Below are 24296 nucleotides of genomic sequence, written 5' to 3'. Positions count from 1 at the left end.
CTTACCGAGACGGGGTTCAACGGCCTTAAGTTTTCCAGAGCCGTATCAGGACTGCGCCGGTGATTCCGAAGGACAATAATCCCAAGATGATACTGACCTCGGCGGGTATGACTCCCAAGAAATACAAGTAGACCCACCAAAAATCGAGACTGTAGGCAAATTGAGCGGAAAAGTTTCGAGCAAGGCCCATTGCGGGAGCCGTTGAAGGCCTCTGAGCAACACCCGTTAGGTATCGAATGTTTTGAGGAACAGTGCTGACCGCAGCACGTGCGTTGAGAACCAGCGCCGAATACTGCCATTCCCACCGGCGGACGTTACGCGTTTGATATCCGATTTCAGGGGTATGGCCGACCTTCGAGAAATCAACCAAGACGCCCGGGAGTTGAACCAATATGCTCACCACCAACCCAACCATGACGATCTTCTGCCGGACGCCCGTAGCGCCAGTATCAAACCATCGGGCAAGCGGTATGCAGAGGAACGGCGTCAACGGTAACAAATACCGGGGCCCATACGATCGATCCGCGTCCCAGTGCCCGAGCGACGCGTAGAAGCAGAACAGCATCAAAGTTACGCCAGTCAGTAGAAACGCTGTGTGCCGGTCCTCTTTGCGGAGTTCGTTCAGAGCAGCAATCCCCAAGAGAAGCAGCGGAGAATAGAGAAACAATGACCCGCCAGGACTCACGGTGAGCCCAACAACGCCTTGCCAAAACGAACCGAATACAGCCGTTTGGTCTCGTAGATAACCGGTGTCGAACAGATTACCGAATCGAATCCAGTTGTAGTAGGCGGTAATCATGACAGCAACAACTGCCGGTATAGCTACCACGGAGATGGTTCGAACGGCGCGACGGATGTCTGGCCATGATTCCAGTATGAGCCATAGCACGATCGGCAACGCCACTAACACCAGTTCGTGGCGGACAAGGAGCGCAGCTCCAATACCAGCACCGCTGAGTACAAGCATCCACAACCGATGAAATCTAGCGCCAATCCAGGCCCCATACACGGCCGTTAGAACGCACAGTGTCGCGAGAGGAGCATTGAACCCGAATTTCGCGTAGGGCCACATCGCCGTGGCGCAACCGAGCGCCAAGGCGGCCATCACGGCAGGCCTACGCTGTCCCACAAGGGCCCAGCTAAACCAGAATGTCAGCCACACAGATGCCCCAGCGGCGACGGCGCTGCCGACTGTCATCGCTCCTTTCCGGAGAGACTCGGAGCGACCAATACCCCCGCCGCCGAAGCGCTCAGCGGTTCGTCCCAGTAGATAAAACGGTACTGAGTAAAGCGCGTGCCCGAGGCCATAGGGGGAGTAGTAGCGTCCATCAATGCCGCGATGGGCTTCCATTTCAAACAAGTTGTAAGACATGGCAACTGAGCCACGCTCGACGATTCCCTTCGTGACCTCGTACGCCATAATGTCAGTTGCCATGCTGCCGCCGGTCGTGGCACCGTACAGGCACAAACTGAACAGGAAGACAAGCCGGGCCGCTCGTCTGACCACCGCTGGAGCCGAACCTCGGTATAGTCCCTTTGGCAGGCTCATGCAGGTGAGACCTCGTAACTGTGCACCGAGCGATACAACGATCGAACCAATCGCAGCGCGATAAGCAGCGGGAGCAACCCTAGGATGAGAGCCACGCCAGCCGGTAGCGCACCCAAATAGAAAAGGTAAAGCCACCAGAAATCGAGACTAAATGAGAACTGTTGAGAAAAATCACGCTGAGATTCCTGCCCGGTGGTGCTAACATCAGGTGGAGACGAGATACCCAACAGATAGGCTATGTTCCGGGGCACTCCCTGGAGCGCCGCGCGCGTGTTTAACGTGAGCGGCGCTGCCGGCCAGGTGTAGCGACTCATCTGAATCGAATACTGGTCGGTCCGCCTAGCAAATGCCTGCTGTACCTTCGAATAGTCAACAAGAATACCTGGCAATTGCACAAGAATACTGACCGCAATGGTGATGGGTAAAAACCGTCGCCAGCGCGGTCGAAAGTCAAGCGGGAAACAAGCGGCAATGGGAATCGTGAGGAATGGCAGCACGGGTACTAGGTAGCGCGGACCATAGCTCTCGCCGCCATCCCACTGATGCAACTTGGCGACCACAAACAACAGCATGACGACCTGCCCACCAAAAAGCATTGCCGTCGACCGATCACGACCGGCAAGCACTTTCAGCGCGAGCATCCCCGCGCCAGCAATCGGGACATACAGAAACAAGGACCGCCCTGGACTTGCCAACAGCCCGTATAACCCAACCAGTAACGGCGTATCAAATTGGACGTTCGGGTCCCGGAGCAATCCGGTATCAAACGGATGGCCAAACCTGACGAAGTTGTAACACATCCAAACCCCAACAGCGACGGCCACCGGCGCCCCAAACGTCATGCATCGGCGCAATAACTGGGGTCGGTCCGTCATTGACTCGACCACAATCCACACACCGAGCGGGATGGCCATAAGCGTCATCTCATGGCGGGTTAGGAGTGCACAGCCGAGCCACATCCCACCAAGAGCCAGAACGGAAGTGCGGGCGGACCGTACCCCTAGCCAAGTACAGTAAGTGGCAGCAAGCAAGAAGAACGCTGCCAGTGGGGCATTAAAGCCAAATTTCGAATACGGCCAAAGAATCGTACCAAACGCCAGACCGAAGGCTGCCACCAGAGACCCTACAACAGAGCCGCTGAGGCGCCACGCAAACAAAAACGCCACCGGAGCGCATAGTGCGGCTGCTACTGCACTGCCCAGAACGACGGCGGCCTTGTCCAGCGTTTCTGGCTTACCGACCCTCACATCTAGCCCCCGCTGTATAACGCGCGAGGCGAAATAAAACGGAACCCCGAACACCGGGTGTCCAAGACCGACGGGTGCGTAATACCGACCATCCACGCCGCGTTCGGCAGCGGTTGCAAGCACGTTGTATGACATGGCGACCGAACCCTGCTGTGCCAGATTCTTGGTTACCTCATAGCTTGCGAGATCGGTGGCAAAGCTTCCACCGGTCGTCATGATATAGACGCAGAAGACGATTCCGAAAATGTTGTATGCGGTGCGCCTGGATGGTTTAACCATTACCGCACGTCGACTCTTGAATGGGTGACTTACTCGAGATGGCGCATCGCCTAGTGGCACGGCTGAAGTCAGATATCCCTGAATTGGTTAACCAGAATAGCATGCTCTACCGTCCCTACTGTGGCCGTCGCATTTGGTGAAGCAACCCTAATTTTTTCGCCCCGTCGCACGCTATAATTGCGGTTCGTTCCGAGGATACGTGCTCGTGCATCTCACGCTGGGCTTGGACCGTTTCGAGCGTCATCCCGGTCGCACCATCATTGGCATCGGCGTTGTTTTCGCGATCGCCTATGTGATCGCGATGACAATGTTTCCACGTGCCCATGGCCGCATCATTGACGGCGACGGCATCCAATACTACGCCTACCTGCGGTCACTCGTGTTCGACCAGGACGTCAACTTCATCAACGATTATCAACTTCTTTACCGGCCTGAGAATCCCGCCAATGTCTGGACCTCGACCCGGACGACTACGGGGCATGCCGTCAACCTGATGTCGATCGGTCCTGCTCTCCTATGGCTACCGGTATACCTTTTGATTTTCGGTGTCATGGTGCTGGGGAGCATGGCCGGTATGCCGATTCCGTTGGACGGCATCGCTGCTCCATTCCAGTTCGCGGTCGCGTTGTCTGGAATCGCTTACGCAACTGCGGGCGCTTTTCTGTCCTATCGGGTCTGCGCAAGTGTCTTTAGGCCAGCACCGGCGCTCTGGGCCACGCTCGTAGCGTGGCTGGGCTCACCCGCGATCTACTATTCGGTCGTCTCTCCCGCGTACTCGCATGCGGTCTCTCTGTTCACAATCGCACTCTTTGTTCACGTCTGGTTGCGGACACGAGGCGATTGGCGGCCAGCACGCTATGCCCTCTTGGGAGCACTTGCGGGACTGGCAGCTGTAGTCCGTTGGCAAGACGCAATCATTCTATTGTTGCCTTTGGGAGAGGCGTGCTTGGCAGTCGCCCATCGCACCTCCACATTGAGAGCTATAGCTGGCCGACTGGCACTCATGGGAAGTGTGCTCATTGTCGCGTTCACGCCGCAGGCTCTAGCATGGCGCCAAATCTATGGGCACTTCATCCTCACTCCCCAAGGAGAGAACTTTATGCGATGGACTGAACCACAAGTCCTTGCAGTGCTCTTTTCCTGGAATCACGGGCTTTTTTCCTGGACGCCAGCGATCATACTAGCCGTTGGCGGGCTCTTCTGGCTGATAAAACGAGATCGCCTGCTGGGATGGGGAACGTTGGCCGTCTTGCTCACAGCTATATATGTCAACGCCGCTGTCGTCGACTGGTGGGGCGGTGAAGCGTTCGGTGCGCGTCGCTTCGTTAGCTATACCGTATTCTTCACCATCGGCCTTGGAGCACTCGTGTCCTCCTGGCGGTGGACTCAGTGGTCCGGGACCTTCAGAATCATCGCCGTCTGCGTAATTGTCTCAAACCTACTCTTTCTCACCCAATATCAGATCGCTCTGCGGAGTGGTGGGACAATCATTGAGTATCCGGTTTCGGCGCGACAGGTGCTCCTTGAGCGGTTCGAACTCCCCTGGCGCCTTCTTAATCACCAAGCACAAGACTGAGCATCTTAGAACCGATTCGAGCGACGGTCGAACGCCTCCCGAAGTGTTTGTTCATAGATTTCGTAATATGCGGCGGCGCAAATTGACGGCCTGAAACGCGTTTCAATGGTCCGCGCGGTCTCCGAACCCGTACGCGGCGCACCACGCGCCATGGCGGATCGCACCGCCGCACACAAGGCGTTCGGATTCCTTCCATCGTAGAGCGTCATGTGATGCGGGAAAAATGACTGGACCTCCGTCGACCCAGCCGTGTTGCTCGCCACAACGGGGGTACCACAGGCGAGCGCCTCAATCGACACGCTCCCCCACGACTCCAGACGGGACGGCAGCACGAAGAGGTCAGCGGCCACGTAGTACTGCCAAAGCCGAGCATTGTCGATCTGTCCGAGAAATTGGACGGACCGGGTTAACTGGAGCTCTGCGACCTGACGTTCGAGCTCCGCTCGGAGCTCTCCTTCTCCGACGATCCACAGTGTCGTCTGAGGGCTGCCGGCGATGATGGACGGCATCATCGAGAGTAGGTCCGGATACCCGGCGACCTCGTGAAGCCGCTTGACCGTCAGCAACAACGGGCCAGGACCAACACCAAGCTCGCGACGAATCTGGTGGCGCTCCTCATTCGGCACGGCGCGAAACACCTCCGCCACTGGGGCGTGGATGACGGTCGATGGGTCGACCGCCAGCCCGAGCGAGCGTGCATGTACCAGCAACGCGCGACTGTAAAAGATGCGATGCGCAGCTCCTGTGACCACCTCGGCGAACCTTCGGTGCATCACCGGGTCATGGTGCCAGATATCAGTGCCATAGAGTGTGATGATGCCAGGAGTCGTGCGCCACCGCGCCAGCAGCGATGCGACCTCGACGATGAGCCCATTACCGTGGAGGTGGGCGAGATCCGCGACGCGCAGCGCTGCACGTAGTCCCATCGCGATTCGCGCGCCAGCCAATACTGCTCCCGCACGGCTGCGGTGAAGCAGGCTACTACCACGGCGCGGAACATAAGTGTTCAATGTTCCACCAGCGCTTACTGCGCCAGCGGTAGGATGAGACACGAAGGAGGCGTCGACTCCACGTTCCCGGAGTTCGTGAACCAGCAACTCCGGAAGCAGCGAGTTGGCAGCCTGTACCGGCGGCGCCACCGGACTGACCATGCATATACGCATGAGAAAGGCCTTTATAAATAATTCAATCCTGCTCTAGTCGAGCTACGTGACCATTTGGTGTCAGCTGTGGGACACCGCATTATCACCCAACCACTACCACAATGCCGCTAGGCATCCCCTGACCCCCAACCAAGGTAGGTTTCAGAGAAGATACGGCTTACCACTATAATCCGCCTGCATGTTCGACAATGTTCGTCGAATATTCGGCCACCTGCTGGTTTACGGCTCGGCAGACGTCGCGATCCTGGCGACTACATTTCTACTGCTGCCGGTCTACACCCGCGTCCTGTCCCCTTCAGATTATGGAGTGCTGGCGCTGGTCCTTGTACTCGAAGCGGTACTTAAGCCCGTGTACCGATGGGGCCTGGATACCTCGTTCCTGCGACTCCATTACGATTGTCGAACCGACGAGGAACGCCGTCGGCTCGCCGGCACTATCATCCTTTTTCTAATCGGAGCAAACGGCGCACTGACGCTCCTGCTCTTAGGTCTCGCACCTACAATCAATGGCGCACTGTTTAGCGGTCAGCACCACGTGACGACACTCTCCCTGTTGTTCACGAACAGCTTCATAGGTAGCTTTATTTTTCTCCCACTGACACGCCTGCAAATCCAAGAAAAATCTCGCACCTACGCCACGCTTACCTTCGTCCGGTCCCTCGGGACGATTGTCCTTCGTCTGGTATTCGTTGTCGGTTTGCGATGGAACGTCACCGGCATTGTCCTGGCCGACGTCATGATATCGACATTGATGGTCGCCGGTCTTAGCCGGAGCATTAACACAATGACGACCTGGCGATTCTCCCGTTCGATAGCACGGGAGATGCTGCAATTCGGCCTTCCACGGGCATCCCAGGGCATCCTGCATCAGGGCATGGCGATGAGCGACCGGTTTTTCCTCACACTGTATCTTCCCCTCGCCCAAGTGGGCGTGTACTTGATCGGTGTCAGCATCGCCTCGGTGGTTAAGCTTTACCCCGTAGCATTCACCACAGCCTGGATGCCATTTGCTTTTGATTCGATGCGCCGCGCAGATGCTCCATGGTTGTTTGGTCGTCTCTCTAGCTACGCTTTCGCTGTCTTGAGCTTCCTGACTTTGGCGCTGGCCTGCTTCGCGCAACCAGTCGTCGAGCTGATGACTCCTAAGACATTCCATGCCGCGGCCCAGGTCGTACCGTTGCTGGCCCTTGGCATGGCAATCCAATCAACATCCACGCTATTGTCAACATCAATCAACGTCGCTAAACGGACTCACGCCTATCCGATCGCGACCGCGGTCGGCGGGTCTGTAAGCCTCGGCGGGTATTTTCTACTGATCCCACAATGGGGGCTCTTTGGCGCAGCGGCTTCGGTCGTCGCTGGACAGATCGTATTCGTTGCAACGTTGAGCTACTTCGCCCAACGGTATTACGCCATCCGCTACGAATGGGGACGACTCGCGATGACTGCAGGAGTGGCCATCGCGCTCTATGGGATAATGGCTATAGTAGCGCCGGCGTCTATAGCTACGGCGCTCAGTGTTGGGCTCGCACTGGTGGCGACGTATCCGGTCGCCCTGGTCGTGCTCGGGTTCTTTAAGGCGCAAGAACTCCGAGAGATCCGACAGTTACTGGCCAGCTTGCGAGGCACCATGGTTGCAGAGAAGCGGGCATCCTCCACCCCTGATGAATCCGAGAAGTGAAGGATAGACACATTTCACGATTATAACGATGCGGATCGTCGATCAGGAGGCTATTGAACGGCATGGCGCCGAGCGGTTTCGGTCGGAGTTTCACTACGCTAAGTTTGAATACTGGCGCTCAGCCAAGCTGCTTCGCTATTTGACAAGAGCCAACATCACGCACCTCGGTAGCGTGCTCGATGATGGCTGCGGAGGCGGCGGCATGAGTGTCTCGTTTGCTGAAGAGGCTGTATCGGTCGTTGCCATCGATCTCGCGGACCGATTCCGGGGCGCGGGTACACGACTCGCCGAGGAACAGGGCGGCTCTAAGCCAAGATTTTCAAGAGCAGATGGTACGGCGCTGCCGTTTCGTGACGCAAGCTTCGACCTGGTCATTTCCCATGCCGTCATTGAGCACGTCAGGGACCCTAGCGCCTATCTGCGCGAAGCACGCCGAGTCCTTAGGCCGGGTGGGCGTATGTTTCTCGAAACGGCGCCTTATCTGTCGCCGAGCGGAGTTCACCTTCCGCGGTTACGGTTCCCAATTCCGCCGCATCTGATGCTAGGACGTCGGCTCGCCTTTGAACTGAGCTGGTGGCTCGCACGCCATGCACCGGGAACTTTCCGCGAGCCGGTGTACAGTGATTTGTTCCTCACACAAGCCCAACAAGGCGAAACGATAATCGACGACCTCCATTATCTCGTCACGCTCAAAAACTTGCGTCAGCACATCACCGAAGCCGGATTCACGCTAATTCGCGAGGACCTGGAGATCAGCAAGCTGGCGCAGCGTACCTTGCCAAAATGGCTCGTCAAGAGAATCCCCCACATCCCGATCGGCCGCGACATCCTAATCACGAACATGGAATACGTGCTGGGCTATTGAGTAACAGAGCTATGAAACTAATCCTCACTGTCGATACCGAAGCAGATAATCAATGGGACGTCGGGGCAGAATTGACGACCGACAATCTCGGTTACGTGCCGAGGTTCCAAGCGCTCTGTGAGCACTTCGAATTTCCGCCGACCTACCTTTGCACATACGAAGTCGTCACGAGTGCCGTGTTTGATGGGACGCTGGGACAACCAGCCCGCAATGGCCACGCTGAGATCGGTGCGCATTTGCACCCCTGGTCGACCCCGCCGTTCGACGCCGTGTGGGACGATGCCGACCGGGGTCACCCCTACCCATCCGAACTACCCACCGAACTGTTTCAATCGAAGCTACGCACCCTGACGGCGACGCTTAGCGATCGGCTCGGTCAGGCGCCGACGAGCTACCGCGCCGGCCGATGGGGCTTCTCGGCCGCACAAGTGGCACCAATGGTCAGGCTCGGGTACCTGGTGGACTGCTCAATCACGCCATTAGTGTCGTGGGTTGGTGACCTCGGCCTGCGCGAAGGCGGGCCGGACTTCCGTAAAGCACCGCTCGCCCCCTACGGTCTCTCACAGAGGGATGTGTGCGAAGCCGGGAACTCTGGACTCCTGGAAGTGCCAGTCACTATCCTGCATACCAGCGTGCTCATGCGGCGATCACGCCTGGCCCGCTCAATGTTCCGTCGCCATCGACAATCGATCCCCATGCGGGCGGCTAATAGATTCCTTCGACTTGCACCTCAGTGGTTTCGCCCGTATCCGGGAATGTCCGCGAAGCGCCTGATTACCGTCTACGAGACCGCCGACGCGCTCGGCCTGCCAGCCATCGAGATGATGCTGCATTCGTCTGAGCTCATGCCGGGCGGCTCGCCCTATAACCGCACGTCAGCCGCCGTCGACGATCTGTTCCATCGGCTTGAGAGAACGTTCACGCACCTCGTCTCACGTGGAGTCAAGGGTATGACCCTGACCGAGTTCGCGCGTTCGTACTCACCTGGCCGCGGAAGATCGATGCGCGACGTCAAGTCGTAGATCAGCAAATCGAACCGCCTCTGTGAGACTGAGGTTTCGATACCACTCGGACGGAGGTGCACCGAATAGCACCGAACACGGACTCAAGTTAACCGCCGAGAGCGAATACGCGAATATTTCGTTCGGTCGGAGCCACGCGTGGACGCTAAACTCATTCATACCAATAGGTTAGCCTTGACTTCATACTGTGACGAAGAGTAGGCTGAGGCGGTTGACTATCACACTTAACGGTGATGTTTTCGAACTTGACGCACCCATGCAGGTGACGCAACTACTTGACTACCTCAAGATTGACGCTCGGCGCGTGGCAGTCGAGCACAACTTTACCGTGCTGAAACGTGCAGCATTCGATTCAACGATGGTCAACGAAGGGGATCAGATCGAGATCGTAAATTTCGTGGGCGGAGGTGCGCGATGAGCGATACGCCTTCGCCGTTTCCGTACATGCGTCCGAGGCTGTACTGCGCCTGAGCCAGGCCTTGCTCGGCCGCCAACTGATACAAGCGCACCGCTTCCGATAGGTCCTTCGTTACACCGAGGCCCCATTGGTAACACCAGCCGAGCATACCTTGGCCCTCAGCGTGGCCCTGCGCGGCCAATTTCCGATACCAACGTACCGCCTCCGGCAGGTCCTGCGTTACACCGAGGCCCCATAGGTAACAGTCGCCGAGACTGGTCTGGGATTTGGCATCTCCCTCCTTCGCTCGAAGTTGGAGACGATCAGCATCAACCACTGTTGCCACCCATAGACGCACATCCTACTGCTGGCTGGTGGAGGGTTCAACGCGATTGAGGCGTGTGTCAATTTGTGTCAAAAAACGGATCAAACGTGCGTACCCGTGACTAGCTGTGACACTTTTTGTTAATAGAGACAAGCTGTGACTAGCCGTGACCACGGATGTCACAAGACTGAGCGTTGTCTTCTGACAATTCGGGTGGAACAGAGGGTAAAGCGACAAGCAACTGGCCTAACGTTGTAGGGCACGAGGCGCACAACCGAGAGCGCGTCCGTTCCGGTCCTCGTCTAGTGGGTAGTCAATGCGCTGTAACCTTGCCCAAAATAATGCTCGAGCCTCTCGAGAGTAGCGCTAGGGTAATTCCGCATCCACGGAAAACACTCCAGGTAGGCTTCAGTTGATCTGTGGATTTTTCTCCAATCAACATGTGTGGCAGGTTTTACAAAACCCGCCTCTACCGCACGGTCATACTCCACAGTGCCTGGATAGGGCGTGAAGATCTTGGGACCACTAATGTTAACCCAAGGACCGTAAGCACCGTTCGTAACGGTCTCACAAAAATCCAGAGTTTTATTAACGCTTTCGTCGGTCTCGCCTGGGAAACCAACAATAAATGACATGCGTAACGGAACCTTGACAATACTTGCGTGCTTCATTAGCCGATAGTAGTCCTCTATGTCCGTATGTTTCTTTATGTAGTCAAGCGTTTCCTGGGATGCCGATTCAGCGCCAATAAATACTTGCGAACAATTCGTCTCGCCTAAGAAATTATAAAGCGAATAATCATCTCGAATGAGTTGATCAGGACGTGCCTCAATCAAATACGTCAGGCCCTCACTAGCTAAGTAGCTGAGGATGTTCCGAGCGCGCTTCTTATCCACCCAGAACATATCATCCCAGATACCCACACCCTCAAGGTCTTCTCCGTCCCGAGCAAGTCGCTCTCGAATCACGTCTATCTGACACTTCACCCAGTCGAGATCGTGGGAATTCCAGGTAAATTTTCCCGCGGCATTACCATGCATAATCTGGAGAGGTTCCGAGCAAAAAGTACAACTGTACGGGCATCCCCTGCTGGTAATTAGGTAATAGAATATACTCTTGTCCAGTTCATATAAGCCAACATCCCACTTCTTAATATCTTCAAGAACGTGTATTGATACGTCGGAACTCAGCCCGGGATCGATGGCCTGGATATCGCTTTTTATTTGGTCAAACACCTTTGCTGCTGATGTTTGGACTTTAGTTATCGGAGAGCGGACCGAGTGCCGTTCAGAGAAAAGATACTGACTAAGGCTAACTTTGTCCCAAGCTGGACTGTACCGATCGAGTGTCTGAGGCGAACGCCCTTGTACTCTCTTGGTAAACTTATTTGTTCCATTAACAATGTCAAGAACTAGGTCAGGAAAAACATCCTCGCCTTGTCCAATAAAAACAAAGTCTATGTAAGATGAGTCCATGCACTCTTCCGAAAGAATCGTAGGATGTACGCCCCCCCACACAATACTGATTTCCGGATACTCGTTTTTTATCCGGATTGAATGTCTTTTAAAGTCCACAACCTGGGGAGCAGTCAGCACGGACATGCCAACCACCGCCGGCCTATAGTCTGTGAGGATAGAGTCGAGATTTTCAGCCGGAAGATCACACGATACCACTAGTGACTCGATGCCCGCTTGTCGCAAGGCATCAACAAGATACAGCACACCTAATTGTGGGTACGCGCTAGATTGAGTTATGAAAAGAACCCGAGTCGATCGATTAGTCGACTGGTTATCGAAGTCAGTTATCGGATCAGAGTTCTTATTCACACACCACCCACGGTCCATGGTAGCACCGCTTCGAGGACTTCTGTAATAGCTTTCCCAAATCTGAAATACAAAACAATGACTGCTGAAATAATTCTGTCGAGCCAAGTTGACCCATCAAATAGAGAGCTTAAAGTGCAACAGTCTTCAGTATTGCTACTTCATTCCGTGCAGCCTCGTCCAGAGTGAAAGATTTAACAATAAACTCTCGCGCATTTCGGCCTAGGCGCTCTTGAAGATCGCCATCACGCAATACTATATCAATGGCATTTCGAATCTCTTCTCGTGATGTGCCACATAACCAACCTGTCACTCCATGAATAATAAATTCGCCTATACCAGGAACATTCGAGCAGATTACAGGTAACCCGCAACTCATCGCTTCTAATAAAGCTTTGGGAGGGCTTCCTTCGTAATGTGTCGCATGAACGTAGATACGGGATTTGCATAATTGGTAGGGCAGCTCCGCATGTGGCAGATTTCCCATAAAGGTAACATTAACGCCGCTGTTCATCGCTAGAGCCTTAATGTCGTTGCGTAACGAACCATTACCAATTAATACCAAATCTAAACCTGTGCCTGAGCATGCCTCTACGAGAGTTTCGACATTTTTTTGTTTTTCGAGTCGTCCCATAAAGCAGAGTCGGTTTGGCAATGAACTGACCACCTTCGGGCGAAACAGATCGGTTAATACATGATTTGATACCACGTGAATGAGGGAATCTAATACAGAGTAGGTGCGAGTAATATAATCGCGCATCGCAGGTGCAGCGACAATGATCGCTGTTGCTGCATGAAACATCTTTGCTTCATACCGACGTAGACGCCGCATGTGGACAGGGTTCTTTATATGAGTTTGCGCAGTCATATCGGACGGGATATTTCCGCATCGCACGATCAGTGGCTTGCGCCACAATCTTGAAGACCACAGTGCTATACGCCCACCAGAAAGTTGATTGGTCTTCAACACGCTTGCACGCCGCAACGCCCCAGAATGAAGAAGTGGAATCAGCAAGAAATACAGAGGCAGTGGTAGCCCCCATTTATTGTACAAAATATCAATGCCGGGGATTCGTTCGGAGTATTCGAGTTCGCTCTCATCACCATAAGTCAAGAAGCTGATTTTGAGTCCTTCCTTCTGGTGTTTCAAGTAAAGAGCCACCTCCCTATCAAACATTCCAACTTCGGCCCATGTCCGCAGCGATACGTTTCTGGAGAAGAAGAGCACTAGATGAATTGAATGAGATTCACGAGATCGCATATGACATTTAGAAGAACAGGCCAGAGTTACTTGTCCAGTAAGGTAGTAACTAATAACGTTTTCCCTGGACTGAGCATCTTAGGACCAATTCGAGCGACTGTCGAAGGACTCCCGAAGTGTTTGTTCATAGATTTCGTGATGTGCAGCGACGCAATTTGACGGCCTGAAGCGCGCTTTAATGGTCCGCGCGGTCTCCGAGCCCGTACGCAGCGCACCACGCACCATGGCGGATCGCACCGCCGTACACAAGGCATTCGGATTTCTTCCATCGTAGAGCGTCATGTCATGCGGGAAAAATGACTGGACCTCCATCGACCCAGCTGTGTTACTGGCCACAACGAGGGTACCACAGGCGAGCGCCTCAATCGACACGCTCCCCCGACAATCCCACACCAGCGGCGGTAAACAACCTCTTCCATCAGCTCAAACGTACGTTCTCCCATCTCACCGACCGTGGCGTTGAAGGCGTCACATTAACTGCGTTCGCTCAGTCCTACTTATCTACAGACCCTGAGCAAGTGAGACGGAACGACGAATCGGAAAGCCCCTAGCCGAACCACTGCTTCCAAACAAGAAACTCGATGCATCCGGTCCGACCTTCAACGAATGGCATAGACTACGTCCCTCCGGCTACTACCGAGAATATCCGTCGTGATCACTCATTCTTCGATGATGGCAATCTAGCGCTAACTTCATTTCTTCCAATAGGTTAGCCTTGACTTCGCCCCGTGACGAAGAGTAGGCTGTGGCGATTGACTATCACACTCAACGGTGACTCGCTTGAACTCGATGCACCCATGACGGTGACGGAGATGCTCGACTATCTCGATATTGATTCCCGGCGTATCGCGGTCGAGCATAACCTTACCGTGGTGAAACGTGCAGCCTTCGATTCCACACTAATCAATGCGGGTGACCAGATTGAAATCGTCAATTTCGTGGGTGGAGGTTCACGATGACCGATACTCCACTAGTCATTGCCGGGAAGTCTTTTCACTCGCACCTGCTTGTCGGCACGGGAAAGTACCCTTCCAACGATGTAATGGTACGCGCCCATGAGGTATCCGGCGCTGAAATCATCACCGTCGCCGTTCGTCGGGTCAACGTCAACGACCACAGTAAGGAATCGTTACTGGACTATATCGACACAACGAAATACAGCCTACTCCCGAATACTGCTGGCTGCTATACCGCAGAGGATGCAATTCGTACTGCAAGGCTTGGGCGGGAAGCGGGACTATCCAATTGGATTAAACTCGAAGTGATCGGAGACGAACGTACCCTATTCCCTGACAATGAGGCGCTTATTGCAGCAACGCGTGAACTCGTAAAGGAAGGGTTCGTTGTATTGCCATACACCAATGACGATCCGGTGACTTGTCGTAAGCTTGAGGAGGCTGGTGCTGCGGCCGTCATGCCGCTCGGTGCACCGATCGGTTCCGGTCTTGGTATTCAGAACCCCAACAACATCGAGATCATTCGAGAAGCCGCGACCGTGCCGGTGATTGTGGATGCCGGCGTCGGCACCGCCTCGGATGCCGCATACGCGATGGAACTTGGCGTTGATGGCGTTCTCATGAACACAGGCATTGCTCAAGCCAGCGACCCAATCGCCATGGCTGAAGCGATGAAACTGGCTGTGCAGTCAGGCAGACTGGCGTATCAAGCCGGCCGCATACCACGAAAACGCTACGCATCAGCAAGTAGTCCTATGCTGGGTGTAGTCGGAAAGTGAGAACAAGTTGGGTCGACCCATTGTAGCGGGCAAACGACTAGGGTGGGTGGAGTATGTAGGATTATAGGTATGGATCCGCCGCTCATTTTCTTGAATTACTTCGTCGATCCCAAGCGACGAAGCCGCCATTATCGGGCCCTGCTGACGGACCTCGGTTCAACGAACTACGTCGTAACGGACAGGCTATTGCCTGCCGAGGCACCGAGGGTGCGGATCATCATCAACAAGACCCGCGAGCTATCAACGAAAGTCCTTGGCGAGTTTCCTCATCTTGCCGGCATTTGTCTCCATACGACAGACGATTGGATGGCTACCTTCGATCGCAATAAGTCATCGATCAAGATTCAAGCCGTAGATACAGATCGCGGAACGGATGTGGCGGAGGTCGCTACACTTCTGATGCTCATCGGATTAAAACGACTAACCGAGCGGTCGAGGTGGCACGCGCTAAGATCCCCAAAGCGGTTCTACCGGCAACTCATGGCTCCACTCGCGAGTGAAACCATAGGCGGCCATAATTGGACTGGTGCCAGCACGTTGACGGCTTATCGTAAACGCGTTGGAATTGTCGGCTATGGTCTAATCGGACATCAAATCCACCGCCAACTCAAAGCGTTCGGATCCCAGGTCTTCTACCATCACACCAGGCGCTTCTCCCACATCATTGAAGAACGCCTCGGCATGCAGTTTCTGGAACTTCCGTCAATGTTCCGCCAGTGCGACATCATTTTCGTCCAGCTTCCACTAACTTCCACTACCCAAGGCTTGATCGGAAGCCAAGAACTCACATTGGCCAAGTCGAATCTTGTCCTCGTTAACTGCGGTCGCGCGGCCGTCATCAATAAACGGGCACTGTTTCGGGCACTGAAGAAAAAACGAGTCGCCTTCTATGGAGCCGACGTATTCTGGCGTGAGCCTATGCCATTCTGGGACCGTTTTCGTTTTATGCGAAATGTGTACGTTACCCCACACCTTTCAGAGAGCGAAGCAGGTCGCGTGCCCCACGACCGACACGTGGCCCGGGCGCTTAGGACCCTAGTGCGAGCAATCGATGTCGACCTATAGCCTGATTAATCGTGCCTCCTATGTCACTGAACTCTTGAATCCGACCAAGGGGTATGTACTCCTCAAAGACTATTTCTCTGAAGCCGAGATTGATAGATATCGGAGCGAATGCCAAAGCTTTCTCAGAACAGGGCCGGTCTGCGTCTCGCGCATCAACACAGATTTGGTACGGGACTACGTGCATCCGCGCTCACACGACAAAGTCGGCCGCACATACCGCATTTATCAGTACTTGCACAACGAGCACAGCGAACAAACGACAAAATTCTTTAATAAGGCACTCGGCTTGCGCGACGATATCGAGCAGGCATGGATGGATAATCCTCAATACCGCGAGGAAAAGCAGAAACTGCAAAACTACATCATCGCAACAAAGTACATCACTGACACTGGCCGTTTGCCGGCACACAGAGACTACGATGGGCCAGCTCCGTTTCCCTTACTCCAGTGCCTCGTGCTCCTATCTCGGACCCCTCAGGATTACACTGGCGGCGATTTCCTCCTGCGCACTCGAAGCGGCATGACCTTGAGCCTCGCAGACGACATCGGTGCAACGAAAGGTGACTTATTTGTGTTCGATAAAACACTTGAACACCGCGTTGAACTAGTAGGCCCGGGAATCTCAACAGCCCAGGGTCGGTGGAGCGTACTCATAGGCGCCCGGGCCATAAGGGATAGTCGAGCCCGAAGCTTCGCCAAACGACTGCTTTATAGCCACCCGCTCTACCCGTACACCTGGCCGATTGCTAAGGCTCTACGGCTCGTGGGAGTACCCGTGTGAGGCAAGGCACCTGATACTGGCGGACCATCAGCAGCCACAGGATTGCGCAAATGGACACGGCCGCGTCTAGACCTACTCAGTCGATGCACACGCAAGTGGGATCAACCGGTGTACGCAATCAAGATATCTGGTCTACTGGTCCGGCGTGGGCCCTTGGACTAATCGGCCAGGCCTTAGTGGCATTGTTCGTCTTTACCGTCGCACAGTCATTCTTTTGGGCTGATCACGTGCCGCTTGTACTAAAACTTGGCGTCGGCGCTGTCGGCTGCCTCGCGTATGCACGGCCAAGTGACGCGCTGCTCATCGTAGCTGGACTGGCGCCGATTATGCGAATGTTCGGGACGAGAATCCTGACGGACGCGTATCCGGCGCGCACAACCGAAGCGATCGTTCTCGCCTTTCTTGCAGGCTGGTTGCTCGGCCGCTTTCAGCTTATCCGAACAACCTCAACAGTACCGTCCACGGTTCGCCTACCCGCGTTGTTGTTTGGCACGACCGTGGCCGCTTCCTGCGCAGTGCAGCTGATTGCCTTGCAGATCTCGAAAGATAACCCGTGGCCATTTATAAACTTTTTTGCAGAATACCTAGCAACGGCTTATCTTACCGCGCCAATTGCCGATCTCAGGCCCTGGGTCGGTACGCTGTCAGGCTATGAATTCATCGTTTCCGCAGCAACAATTCTTGAAGGAATAGGACTATTCCTGGCTGTCATCACGCTCTGTCGAGGAGATTCAAGACTGGCGCGGCGGCTTGGAAGGATGGTCGTGGTAGGCGCCGTTGGTGTCTCTGCACTCAGTATCGTAGAACTCTCCACTACTGCGATCGGAACCGGCAACCCGAGCGTAACGTTGCCAGAACTGCTACAGCAACGGTGGGCAGTGTTTGTTTCGAAGGTCAATACAGCTGGTTCCTATTTCGTTCTCGTGCTCCCGATCGCCCTCGGCCTTGCAGCAGATAGCAAACACCGCGCAGTGTGGCTGGGAGCAAGCGTAGTCATTGGTATAGCCCTTTGGCTCTCGGGGTCACGGGCCGTACTCCTTACAAGCTTAGTCCTACTCCTTGCGGGTGTCGCGTTACTGGGAATCATTCGCCCACAAGTGTCGGCGCTTCGTGGATTACGCCGAGGAGCCATTGCAGTTGGAATCGCTTCCGTTGTCCTCGTGCTCGGATACCGTCTTATCGCCTTCGCCGACAGCAGCTCGCTTGAATCATTGCAAATTCGCTGGCTGTTTGTTGAAACAACCTTTCGCATGCTGAACTCTTCTCCTTGGCTGGGTATCGGGGTAGGCCAATACCGTGCGGCAGCCGAGCTATTGAACTCACAAGAGTTGCAGAAACTGTTGGTTGATGCCTTCTCGAGTCGTCTTGAAAATCCCCACAACTATTTTCTTCTCATCGTAGCGGAGTTCGGAATCATTGGTTTTGGTCTGTTTTCTTGGTTGCTGATATCGAGTCTAAGGCGCATCTGGCAGGGCGTACAGGCCTTTGGCGCGAAATCTATTGCCACTGGCGCAGGCATTGGCCTAGTTGCATGTTGCGTAACCCTCGTAGCAAATCATTCCCTCGTCTACGCTGAGGTCGCCTATTCATTCTGGCTGGTGTTTGGACTGGCTGTTGCGCTAGGCGAGAGCATTGCAGCGCCAAATAATGTTTCCGCAGATGGGGCTCGTCACTCAGCCCTGACGCGTTGGCTGGTCCCGATTACTCTAATCGTAGTGGTTGGCTCAGTTCCCATTCGAGCAGGTCACGAACGAAGCAATATTAACTTATCCAGAATTTCATACGGCTTTTACGATTGGGAACTAGAGGGCAATGAGCGCCCACTTAGATGGACAGGTCGACATGCAACGTTTTTTGTTCAATCGAATGTTCGACAGGTTCGCATCCCGCTACGAGCGGTTCAGGTCACGCCAGCATGGGTGTTCACAGTGGATGTCAGACTGGATAACCGATTGGCACAGCGACTAACCTTGGAGAGTGGGGCTTGGCACGACGTGATGCTAGACATTCCACCAAGCGACCAACTCAATACATCCGTCGGCACGGCCACGACCATTATGGAGTCAGCTATTAGACCCGGCGAGTCATGGCTCGGACCGATTTCCGGGCACACCACAGCCAAGGAGACAGGAACTGCAAAGAAACTGGTTGATGGTATTCATTACCCACGGGTTGACCTCGTGGTCAGCCCCAGTTGGCGCCCCAGTGCTGAGTTACCAGGAAGCACGGACATGCGCGAACTTGGGGTGCAGGTGGGCGAAATAACGCTGCTTGAGATTCCATTAAGATGAACCTCGACAGAGTACCAACAACACACAAGCAAAAATTAAGAAACGGTAACCAAGTGTTTCAAGTCGAACTGCAACCTAGATAATCGCACCCTGTACTCTGTGCAGAGTTGTTCTAACTCGCCTAAGTGCTCGACCTCTATTCGTTGTGTCGACACTACGACACAATCAACCTTACCCTTCTTGATGAGCGATGCTAGTGCGTCGTAATCACCCAACACCGGATAGCCTTGGATCCGATCGTGCCGTTTCTCCTTATCGTCGTCGACAAAACCGAGCATCTTGTAAGAATAGTCCTGACGATCTAACAACTCACTAGCCGCTGCCCAACCACCATCTCCAGCGCCGTAGATGATGAGCCGATCGCCGGCATGGCTCCCCCGTTTAATCCACTCACTGATCACGCGAAATGACACCCGCGAACCAGTGAGTAGTAGAAGAAGCACCACCGCGTAGATCAGGAACACGCTTCGAGAAAACCACACAAAACGATACACATACACGAAGAGACCTACAGTGATGAACGTGCCCGCGAACACCCCTTGCGTAAACGTAATCGCGTCCATTAAGCCAAAGTATCGCCACACCCCGCGATAGGCACCAACAGCGAACAGCGTGATCATCTGAACGGCTACGACAAACGGCAAGGTTTCGTAGAACAGCACGAAGAAATTCGCGAGCTCTTGCCCTTCGAAACGAAGTTGGTATGCCGCGTAGTAGGCTATCGTGATAAGAACAACATCCAGCCCAACTTCAGCAATACGCCGTTTGTAAATGATGTCGCCAACGAATGGCGTAATCTTTCCGGCACGGATGAGTGGCTCCGCGTTATCGTCGTAGACTCGGATCTGGGCGAGGTAAGCCGCGAAAATCACGATGCCGAGCATGAATACTGATGCCAATAACCCCGACCACTCAAGGCTCAGAGTGCTCAACGTAATCCCAACAACACTACCCATGGCCGCCAAGGCCCATAGAACACCGACGGCTGCTCTTTGTGAGAGACCAATTGCTACTAACCGATGGGACGAGTGGTCGCGGCCACCCTGCGCCGCACTTCGACCCGATACTATGCGCGAGAGGGTCACAAGTGTCGTATCAAAGATGGGTATTAGCAGGACAAGCACCGGCGCGCCAACCACCGTTAGGAGATTGCTGCTTCCCCCGGGCAAACCCTCAGAACCGAGGGATAGAACGGCCAAACTCAGTCCGATGAGTAGGCTGCCACTATCCCCCATAAAGATCGATGCTGGATGAAAGTTATAGACGAGAAACCCGGCCGTTCCACCGAGTAGCGCCAGGAGAAACACCACTTCAAGGGAGAGTTCCGAAACTGGCCCCATGCCAATCAGCAGACTGAATCCTGTGATGAGCGCCACGCCTGCACACAAGCCATCCATGTTGTCGAGCAGGTTAAACGCGTTGGTAATGCCAACGATCCATGCGATCGTCAAGAGGTTGTCAATCGTGAGCCGGCCCGTCCAAGCTAGACCGTAATCGAAATACAAAAGTACTGAGGCAACGACAATCTGTAGGATGAACTTGCTAAAGGGTTTCAGGTCACGTAAATCGTCGACTAGACCAACAATGAAGATGACTGCTGCGCAACCCAGTAGAACAACTTGGCGAAGATCTCCAGTAGGTTCGACCAGGTAGCCTCGGCCAACACTGAACTCACCACCTGATGTCGAAAAAATATAGGTCAGTACCGACGCGAAGGTCGCTACTCCGATCGCAACGCCCCCAAGGAGAGCTGTTGGCTTGTCATGCCAGCGATCGCGGTGTGGTAGCGCAACCAACCCGCGTCGAGTCGCCAAGAATCGGCAAACTGGTACCAACGCTAGCGACAAAAACAGCGCGAGAAAGAAATACTGTGCCATGCGAAACTTCAAGCCTAAAAGTGCAACCTAGGACGGACTATAGATTGTACCCCGAACACTGAGGATTAAGAGATTGCAACTCAGCAAGAAACAAAAAAACCCCGCTGATCCGAATTAAGGACCCTCGGGGCGAAACCACCGGCGGCTTGGCAGAGAGCCAAACACCGCGCGCGCTCACACCTATTGGCTATTTATAACAATCAACGTTCGTGGTGGTTATAATACGAATCCGAAACAGCCGACTCAACTGTGCCGAAAAAGACCACTCGGCTAGTCTTCACCCGTCACTTCTTCCACGTCAGGGTACTCTGGATGCTCCCATGTTTCTGTGGGTGCAATAAACATATTGTCTTTGAACTCACTACGAGGTAGGTATGGATACATATCTTCAATTGGCGTTTTCCAGCCAACTATTCTCGGCTCATAGCTATGATGTTCGTGGCAGTTCACGTCACACACAACGGGCCCATCGTGTCCTAACACATGCTTAATGTTTTCCTCTAGGCCGCTATGTGAATTAATCACAAAGGTTTTATGATCATAAGCCTTACAGATTCTTATAAAGTCCGGCGGGTCATAACCGATGGGTCCACAAGCCTCGCATCGACCCTCAAAATTGGTTTCTTGGTACGCTTTAGTAATACCGTAGATATGATTATTTAGTATGAAGGTCTTAACCTTAATATCGTAGTTTAGGAATGTTTGTAATTCTTGAATATTCATATTAAATCCACCATCTCCGATAACACAAATAACCTGCCTAGCTGGATCTGCCAAGTAGCAGCCCATGGAAGCTGCATGAGAGAATCCCATCGGCGAATTTCCGTTGTTGGTCAAATATCTTTGACCGTGCTTTGTTTCAAAGGAGTGGTTACTAACAACAATGTTGCCTCCACAGTCTCCGATTATGACAGCGTCGCTGTCCAAGACTCGAGATAACATTCTCAAAAAAACATATGGATGTACGTTTTGTTTCTGTTCAAAGAATTCTGGCCTGACCGGGTCGTACTTGGCTTTCCAAGCCATAACTTTAGTAGTCCACTGACTAAAGTTCCACGCATCGTTGGCTGCCGGTTCCTGTAATTCCTTAACTCTACCAATCAGCATGCGAATGAATGCCCTAGCGTCACAGTGAATATTCTCGTCAAATGGTACTTGTTGATTTTGTTTCTCTAGAAGCCCTAGATCTACATCGACCACGTATTTCTTGGCCCCACGGGCGAACGAGTTTACGTTACCGCCGGTGATACGACCTGAAATTCTGCTACCGATGGCTAACAGTAAGTCGGAATTCTGGATACCGAAGTTTCTGCCCGCCCCCCCATACGTACCAATCCTTCCACCGTAGTACTCGAAATCAGAAGTGATAACGTCCAGAGCATTCCATGTAGGAAAGCAAGGAATCTTGAGAAGCCTGCCAAGCTCTCTAACTTCCCCTATCGCATTTGCAATCCTGACTCCCCCACCAATCATGAGCACTGGTCTTTCCGACTGGACTAGGTCGTCTACGTAGCGGTCTACTTGCTCTTTGACCACCCTTAGATTGCCTTCTCTATAATCTGATCTCTCAGATATCGGAAAGCCGTCTAATGTCTCTGGCACAATGTCTGCTTTTTGAACATCCATCGGAAAATCAATTAAGACAGGACCTGGGCGACCCGAAGTGCACAGATGGTACGCTTTTTCCAATTCAAACTTGATTAACTTAGGATCGGTAACCATCGTTGCGTACTTGGTTATTGGTTTCACGATCGACACTATGTCCGTTTCCTGAAATCCAATTTGCCTGAGAGAGTCATCCTGTCGGAGAAATCTAGAATTCACTTGACCCGTGATAAAAATACAAGGAACCGAATCATAGAAACAGTTACCTATCGGAGTTACCAGGTTCATGCCACCAGGCCCGCTAGTGGCTAAAGCAACTCCAGGGATTCCTTTAACTTTGGCGTAGCCTTCAGCAGCAAAGCCACCAGCTTGTTCGTGCATCACCGCAACGTATTGGGTCTTGTCTGTTCGTGTAAATGCGTCAACTAGATCACCATTTGCAGATCCGTAGACCACAAAAACCTTATCTATTCCTTTGTTTGCCAAGAAATCGATCACGAAATCAGCTAGTTTCATTGTGTTTCTCGCTCAGTGAGTAGATTTCCATAGAGGCGGTCCATGTCCGACACCAGGCGGTCGATACCGAACCGCGGAACACGTTGGCGAGCCGCTTCGCCCATTGCTCGGCGCCGATTCTCGTCTCCCAGAAGTTCTACAATTGCGTTTGCAACGTCTTCCGGCTTGTCGGCGTCAACGAGACAGCCGGTAATACCGTCATCGACAACATCGGCGACTCCGCCGACACGGGTCGCCACAACCGGTCGTGCCGCGGCCATCGCTTCAATGAGACAGACTGGTGACCCCTCATTTCGCGACGTCAGGACCACCAGGTCTAAGTCGGCTAGTACACGGTCCAGGTCCTGTCTCCATCCAAGAAACAGGACTCGGTCGCGTAGACCGAGACGCTCGACGAGCAACTGGAGTTCGGCTAATCGTTCTCCGTCACCTACGAGGAGAAAGCGGCTCTGAGGAAAGCGGGCGCACACCTTGGCAGCCGCTTTCAAGAAGACCTCGTGAGCCTTAATTGGAACCAACCTAGCCACGATGCCCACAAGTGGCGTGTCAGGTTGCAGGCCAAGCTCTGCTCTGAGCTGGCCACGGAGGTCCTCGCACCTCAGAAACGGATCAAGATTCAGTCCTAACGGAATCACCACAAGACTTTCTGGTGTGCCAATACCTAGCTGGAGCAAATCCTGACACACGGCCTCACTCACCGCTATAAGCCGCTGCGTGCTCCGGCCGAGCCAACGCTCAATGGCAAGAAAGAGACGCGTCTTAAGAGGAGAGAAATAGCCCTGAAAAACATGGCCGTGATAAGTGTGGACGATGACTGGGACCTTAGCAGCCCTGGCTGCTAGACGACCGAGCACACCGGCTTTTGCAGTATGGGTATGGACGATGTGTGGACGGTAGCGAACACACAGGCGGTACAGCCTGAACCAGGCCAGCAAATCTCGCCACAAAGAAATTTCTCGACCCAGACCCGCAACAACCCTCGGCTCAACCGCCACCGACTTTGCGAGTGAGCTCATGTTCCCTTCCGAGGGTGCCTCGTGACCGGTCACTAACAGCGTTGAGTAGCGCGCAGGATCAATGCGAGCTGAAAGCAGAATTACGTGACGGGCTGGCCCACCAATGTTAAGCCTCGCGATCACTCGAAGGATGCGTGTCTGATTCACTGCAACATGGTGTCAGAATTACGAACGTTAAACACCCGAGAGCATCGCTAAGACTGAGATTCGGGAACCGGCCTT

20 protein-coding genes are annotated in these 24296 nt (G+C 53.7%); 10 read left to right on the top strand and 10 right to left on the bottom strand.

Translation table 11 applies throughout. The features are described 5' to 3' along the window. Window positions 1-25 precede the first annotated feature (25 nt). On the bottom strand, window positions 26-1549 hold the full coding sequence (locus QGH09_09525; GenBank protein ID HJO18423.1) for a hypothetical protein: 1524 nt from the start codon (window positions 1547-1549) through the stop codon (window positions 26-28). Further along, window positions 1546-3075 (bottom strand): hypothetical protein, encoded by a 1530-nt coding sequence (locus QGH09_09520; GenBank protein ID HJO18422.1) that lies wholly within the window; start codon window positions 3073-3075, stop codon window positions 1546-1548. Before QGH09_09520 ends, QGH09_09525 begins: the two co-directional genes overlap by 4 nt. Window positions 3076-3280: 205 nt before the next feature. Here QGH09_09520 and QGH09_09515 point away from each other — a divergent pair, with 205 nt between their 5' ends. Next, on the top strand, window positions 3281-4651 hold the full coding sequence (locus tag QGH09_09515; protein ID HJO18421.1) for a hypothetical protein: 1371 nt from the start codon (window positions 3281-3283) through the stop codon (window positions 4649-4651). A 5-nt stretch (window positions 4652-4656) separates the two neighbouring features. Here QGH09_09515 and QGH09_09510 read toward each other — a convergent pair whose 3' ends face one another. Continuing rightward, complete coding sequence (locus QGH09_09510) at window positions 4657-5802, bottom strand: glycosyltransferase (GenBank protein ID HJO18420.1); 1146 nt, start codon at window positions 5800-5802, stop codon at window positions 4657-4659. Between the two features lie 190 nt (window positions 5803-5992). On the opposite strand from QGH09_09510, the gene QGH09_09505 reads away from it, so the two are divergent. The 4 genes from QGH09_09505 to thiS (QGH09_09490) all read left to right on the top strand — a co-directional run bounded on the left by QGH09_09505 (window position 5993) and on the right by thiS (QGH09_09490) (window position 9800). Then, entirely contained in the window at window positions 5993-7495 is a 1503-nt protein-coding gene (locus QGH09_09505) for an oligosaccharide flippase family protein (protein HJO18419.1), read from the top strand. Between the two features lie 28 nt (window positions 7496-7523). Further along, window positions 7524-8360 (top strand): class I SAM-dependent methyltransferase, encoded by an 837-nt coding sequence (locus tag QGH09_09500; GenBank protein HJO18418.1) that lies wholly within the window; start codon window positions 7524-7526, stop codon window positions 8358-8360. 11 nt (window positions 8361-8371) lie between these two features. Continuing rightward, window positions 8372-9382: a hypothetical protein gene (locus QGH09_09495; GenBank protein ID HJO18417.1), complete on the top strand. Its 1011-nt coding sequence runs from the start codon at window positions 8372-8374 to the stop codon at window positions 9380-9382. A gap of 187 nt (window positions 9383-9569) precedes the next feature. After that, window positions 9570-9800: a sulfur carrier protein ThiS gene (gene thiS / locus QGH09_09490; protein HJO18416.1), complete on the top strand. Its 231-nt coding sequence runs from the start codon at window positions 9570-9572 to the stop codon at window positions 9798-9800. Here thiS (QGH09_09490) and QGH09_09485 read toward each other — a convergent pair. From QGH09_09485 to QGH09_09470, 4 genes are all read right to left on the bottom strand, one after another. After that, window positions 9745-10137: a tetratricopeptide repeat protein gene (locus QGH09_09485; GenBank protein HJO18415.1), complete on the bottom strand. Its 393-nt coding sequence runs from the start codon at window positions 10135-10137 to the stop codon at window positions 9745-9747. The genes thiS (QGH09_09490) and QGH09_09485 overlap by 56 nt on opposite strands. A gap of 269 nt (window positions 10138-10406) precedes the next feature. Continuing rightward, window positions 10407-11948, bottom strand: a complete 1542-nt coding sequence (locus tag QGH09_09480) for a radical SAM protein (protein HJO18414.1) — start codon at window positions 11946-11948, stop codon at window positions 10407-10409. A gap of 109 nt (window positions 11949-12057) precedes the next feature. Continuing rightward, window positions 12058-13104, bottom strand: coding sequence for a glycosyltransferase family 4 protein (locus tag QGH09_09475; GenBank protein HJO18413.1), 1047 nt, complete (start codon window positions 13102-13104; stop codon window positions 12058-12060). Window positions 13105-13266: 162 nt separating this feature from the next. Beyond that, entirely contained in the window at window positions 13267-13560 is a 294-nt protein-coding gene (locus QGH09_09470) for a hypothetical protein (protein HJO18412.1), read from the bottom strand. Window positions 13561-13916: 356 nt separating this feature from the next. On the opposite strand from QGH09_09470, the gene thiS (QGH09_09465) reads away from it, so the two are divergent. The 5 genes from thiS (QGH09_09465) to QGH09_09445 all read left to right on the top strand — a co-directional run bounded on the left by thiS (QGH09_09465) (window position 13917) and on the right by QGH09_09445 (window position 19060). Next, window positions 13917-14147: a sulfur carrier protein ThiS gene (gene thiS / locus QGH09_09465; GenBank protein ID HJO18411.1), complete on the top strand. Its 231-nt coding sequence runs from the start codon at window positions 13917-13919 to the stop codon at window positions 14145-14147. Continuing rightward, entirely contained in the window at window positions 14144-14923 is a 780-nt protein-coding gene (locus QGH09_09460; protein HJO18410.1) for a thiazole synthase, read from the top strand. The genes thiS (QGH09_09465) and QGH09_09460 overlap by 4 nt, the downstream gene beginning before the upstream one ends. 69 nt (window positions 14924-14992) lie before the next feature. Next, complete coding sequence (locus QGH09_09455; protein HJO18409.1) at window positions 14993-15988, top strand: NAD(P)-dependent oxidoreductase; 996 nt, start codon at window positions 14993-14995, stop codon at window positions 15986-15988. Beyond that, a complete protein-coding gene (locus tag QGH09_09450; GenBank protein HJO18408.1) occupies window positions 15975-16769 on the top strand; it encodes a 2OG-Fe(II) oxygenase in 795 nt (264 codons plus the stop codon). The genes QGH09_09455 and QGH09_09450 overlap by 14 nt, the downstream gene beginning before the upstream one ends. Window positions 16770-16819: 50 nt before the next feature. Beyond that, window positions 16820-19060, top strand: a complete 2241-nt coding sequence (locus QGH09_09445; protein HJO18407.1) for an O-antigen ligase family protein — start codon at window positions 16820-16822, stop codon at window positions 19058-19060. 35 nt (window positions 19061-19095) lie between these two features. On the opposite strand, the gene QGH09_09440 is transcribed toward QGH09_09445, so the two are convergent. From QGH09_09440 to QGH09_09430, 3 genes are all read right to left on the bottom strand, one after another. After that, complete coding sequence (locus tag QGH09_09440) at window positions 19096-20937, bottom strand: hypothetical protein (GenBank protein HJO18406.1); 1842 nt, start codon at window positions 20935-20937, stop codon at window positions 19096-19098. Between the two features lie 270 nt (window positions 20938-21207). Continuing rightward, on the bottom strand, window positions 21208-23058 hold the full coding sequence (locus tag QGH09_09435) for a thiamine pyrophosphate-binding protein (protein ID HJO18405.1): 1851 nt from the start codon (window positions 23056-23058) through the stop codon (window positions 21208-21210). Then, entirely contained in the window at window positions 23055-24197 is a 1143-nt protein-coding gene (locus QGH09_09430) for a glycosyltransferase family 4 protein (protein HJO18404.1), read from the bottom strand. Before QGH09_09430 ends, QGH09_09435 begins: the two co-directional genes overlap by 4 nt. Window positions 24198-24296: the final 99 nt, after the last annotated feature.

The organism is Vicinamibacterales bacterium (assembly GCA_036012125.1).
GTDB lineage: Bacteria > Acidobacteriota > Vicinamibacteria > Vicinamibacterales > UBA823 > UBA11600.
The sequence above is the reverse complement of the archived record's forward strand: the minus strand, read 5'-3'. Positions and strand labels throughout refer to the sequence as shown.

Bases quoted from the DNA above. Each gene is read 5' to 3' on its own strand.
- QGH09_09505 (HJO18419.1), top strand. From the start codon at position 5,993: ATGTTCGACAATGTTCGTCGAATATTCGGCCACCTGCTGGTTTACGGC.
- QGH09_09520 (HJO18422.1), bottom strand. From the start codon at position 3,075: ATGGTTAAACCATCCAGGCGCACCGCATACAACATTTTCGGAATCGTC.
- QGH09_09450 (HJO18408.1), top strand. From the start codon at position 15,975: ATGTCGACCTATAGCCTGATTAATCGTGCCTCCTATGTCACTGAACTC.
- QGH09_09500 (HJO18418.1), top strand. From the start codon at position 7,524: ATGCGGATCGTCGATCAGGAGGCTATTGAACGGCATGGCGCCGAGCGG.
- QGH09_09440 (HJO18406.1), bottom strand. From the start codon at position 20,937: ATGGCACAGTATTTCTTTCTCGCGCTGTTTTTGTCGCTAGCGTTGGTA.
- QGH09_09460 (HJO18410.1), top strand. From the start codon at position 14,144: ATGACCGATACTCCACTAGTCATTGCCGGGAAGTCTTTTCACTCGCAC.
- QGH09_09455 (HJO18409.1), top strand. From the start codon at position 14,993: ATGGATCCGCCGCTCATTTTCTTGAATTACTTCGTCGATCCCAAGCGA.
- QGH09_09445 (HJO18407.1), top strand. From the start codon at position 16,820: ATGGACACGGCCGCGTCTAGACCTACTCAGTCGATGCACACGCAAGTG.
- QGH09_09480 (HJO18414.1), bottom strand. From the start codon at position 11,948: ATGGACCGTGGGTGGTGTGTGAATAAGAACTCTGATCCGATAACTGAC.
- QGH09_09510 (HJO18420.1), bottom strand. From the start codon at position 5,802: ATGGTCAGTCCGGTGGCGCCGCCGGTACAGGCTGCCAACTCGCTGCTT.
- QGH09_09435 (HJO18405.1), bottom strand. From the start codon at position 23,058: ATGAAACTAGCTGATTTCGTGATCGATTTCTTGGCAAACAAAGGAATA.
- QGH09_09495 (HJO18417.1), top strand. From the start codon at position 8,372: ATGAAACTAATCCTCACTGTCGATACCGAAGCAGATAATCAATGGGAC.
- QGH09_09525 (HJO18423.1), bottom strand. From the start codon at position 1,549: ATGAGCCTGCCAAAGGGACTATACCGAGGTTCGGCTCCAGCGGTGGTC.
- QGH09_09475 (HJO18413.1), bottom strand. From the start codon at position 13,104: ATGTTTGATAGGGAGGTGGCTCTTTACTTGAAACACCAGAAGGAAGGA.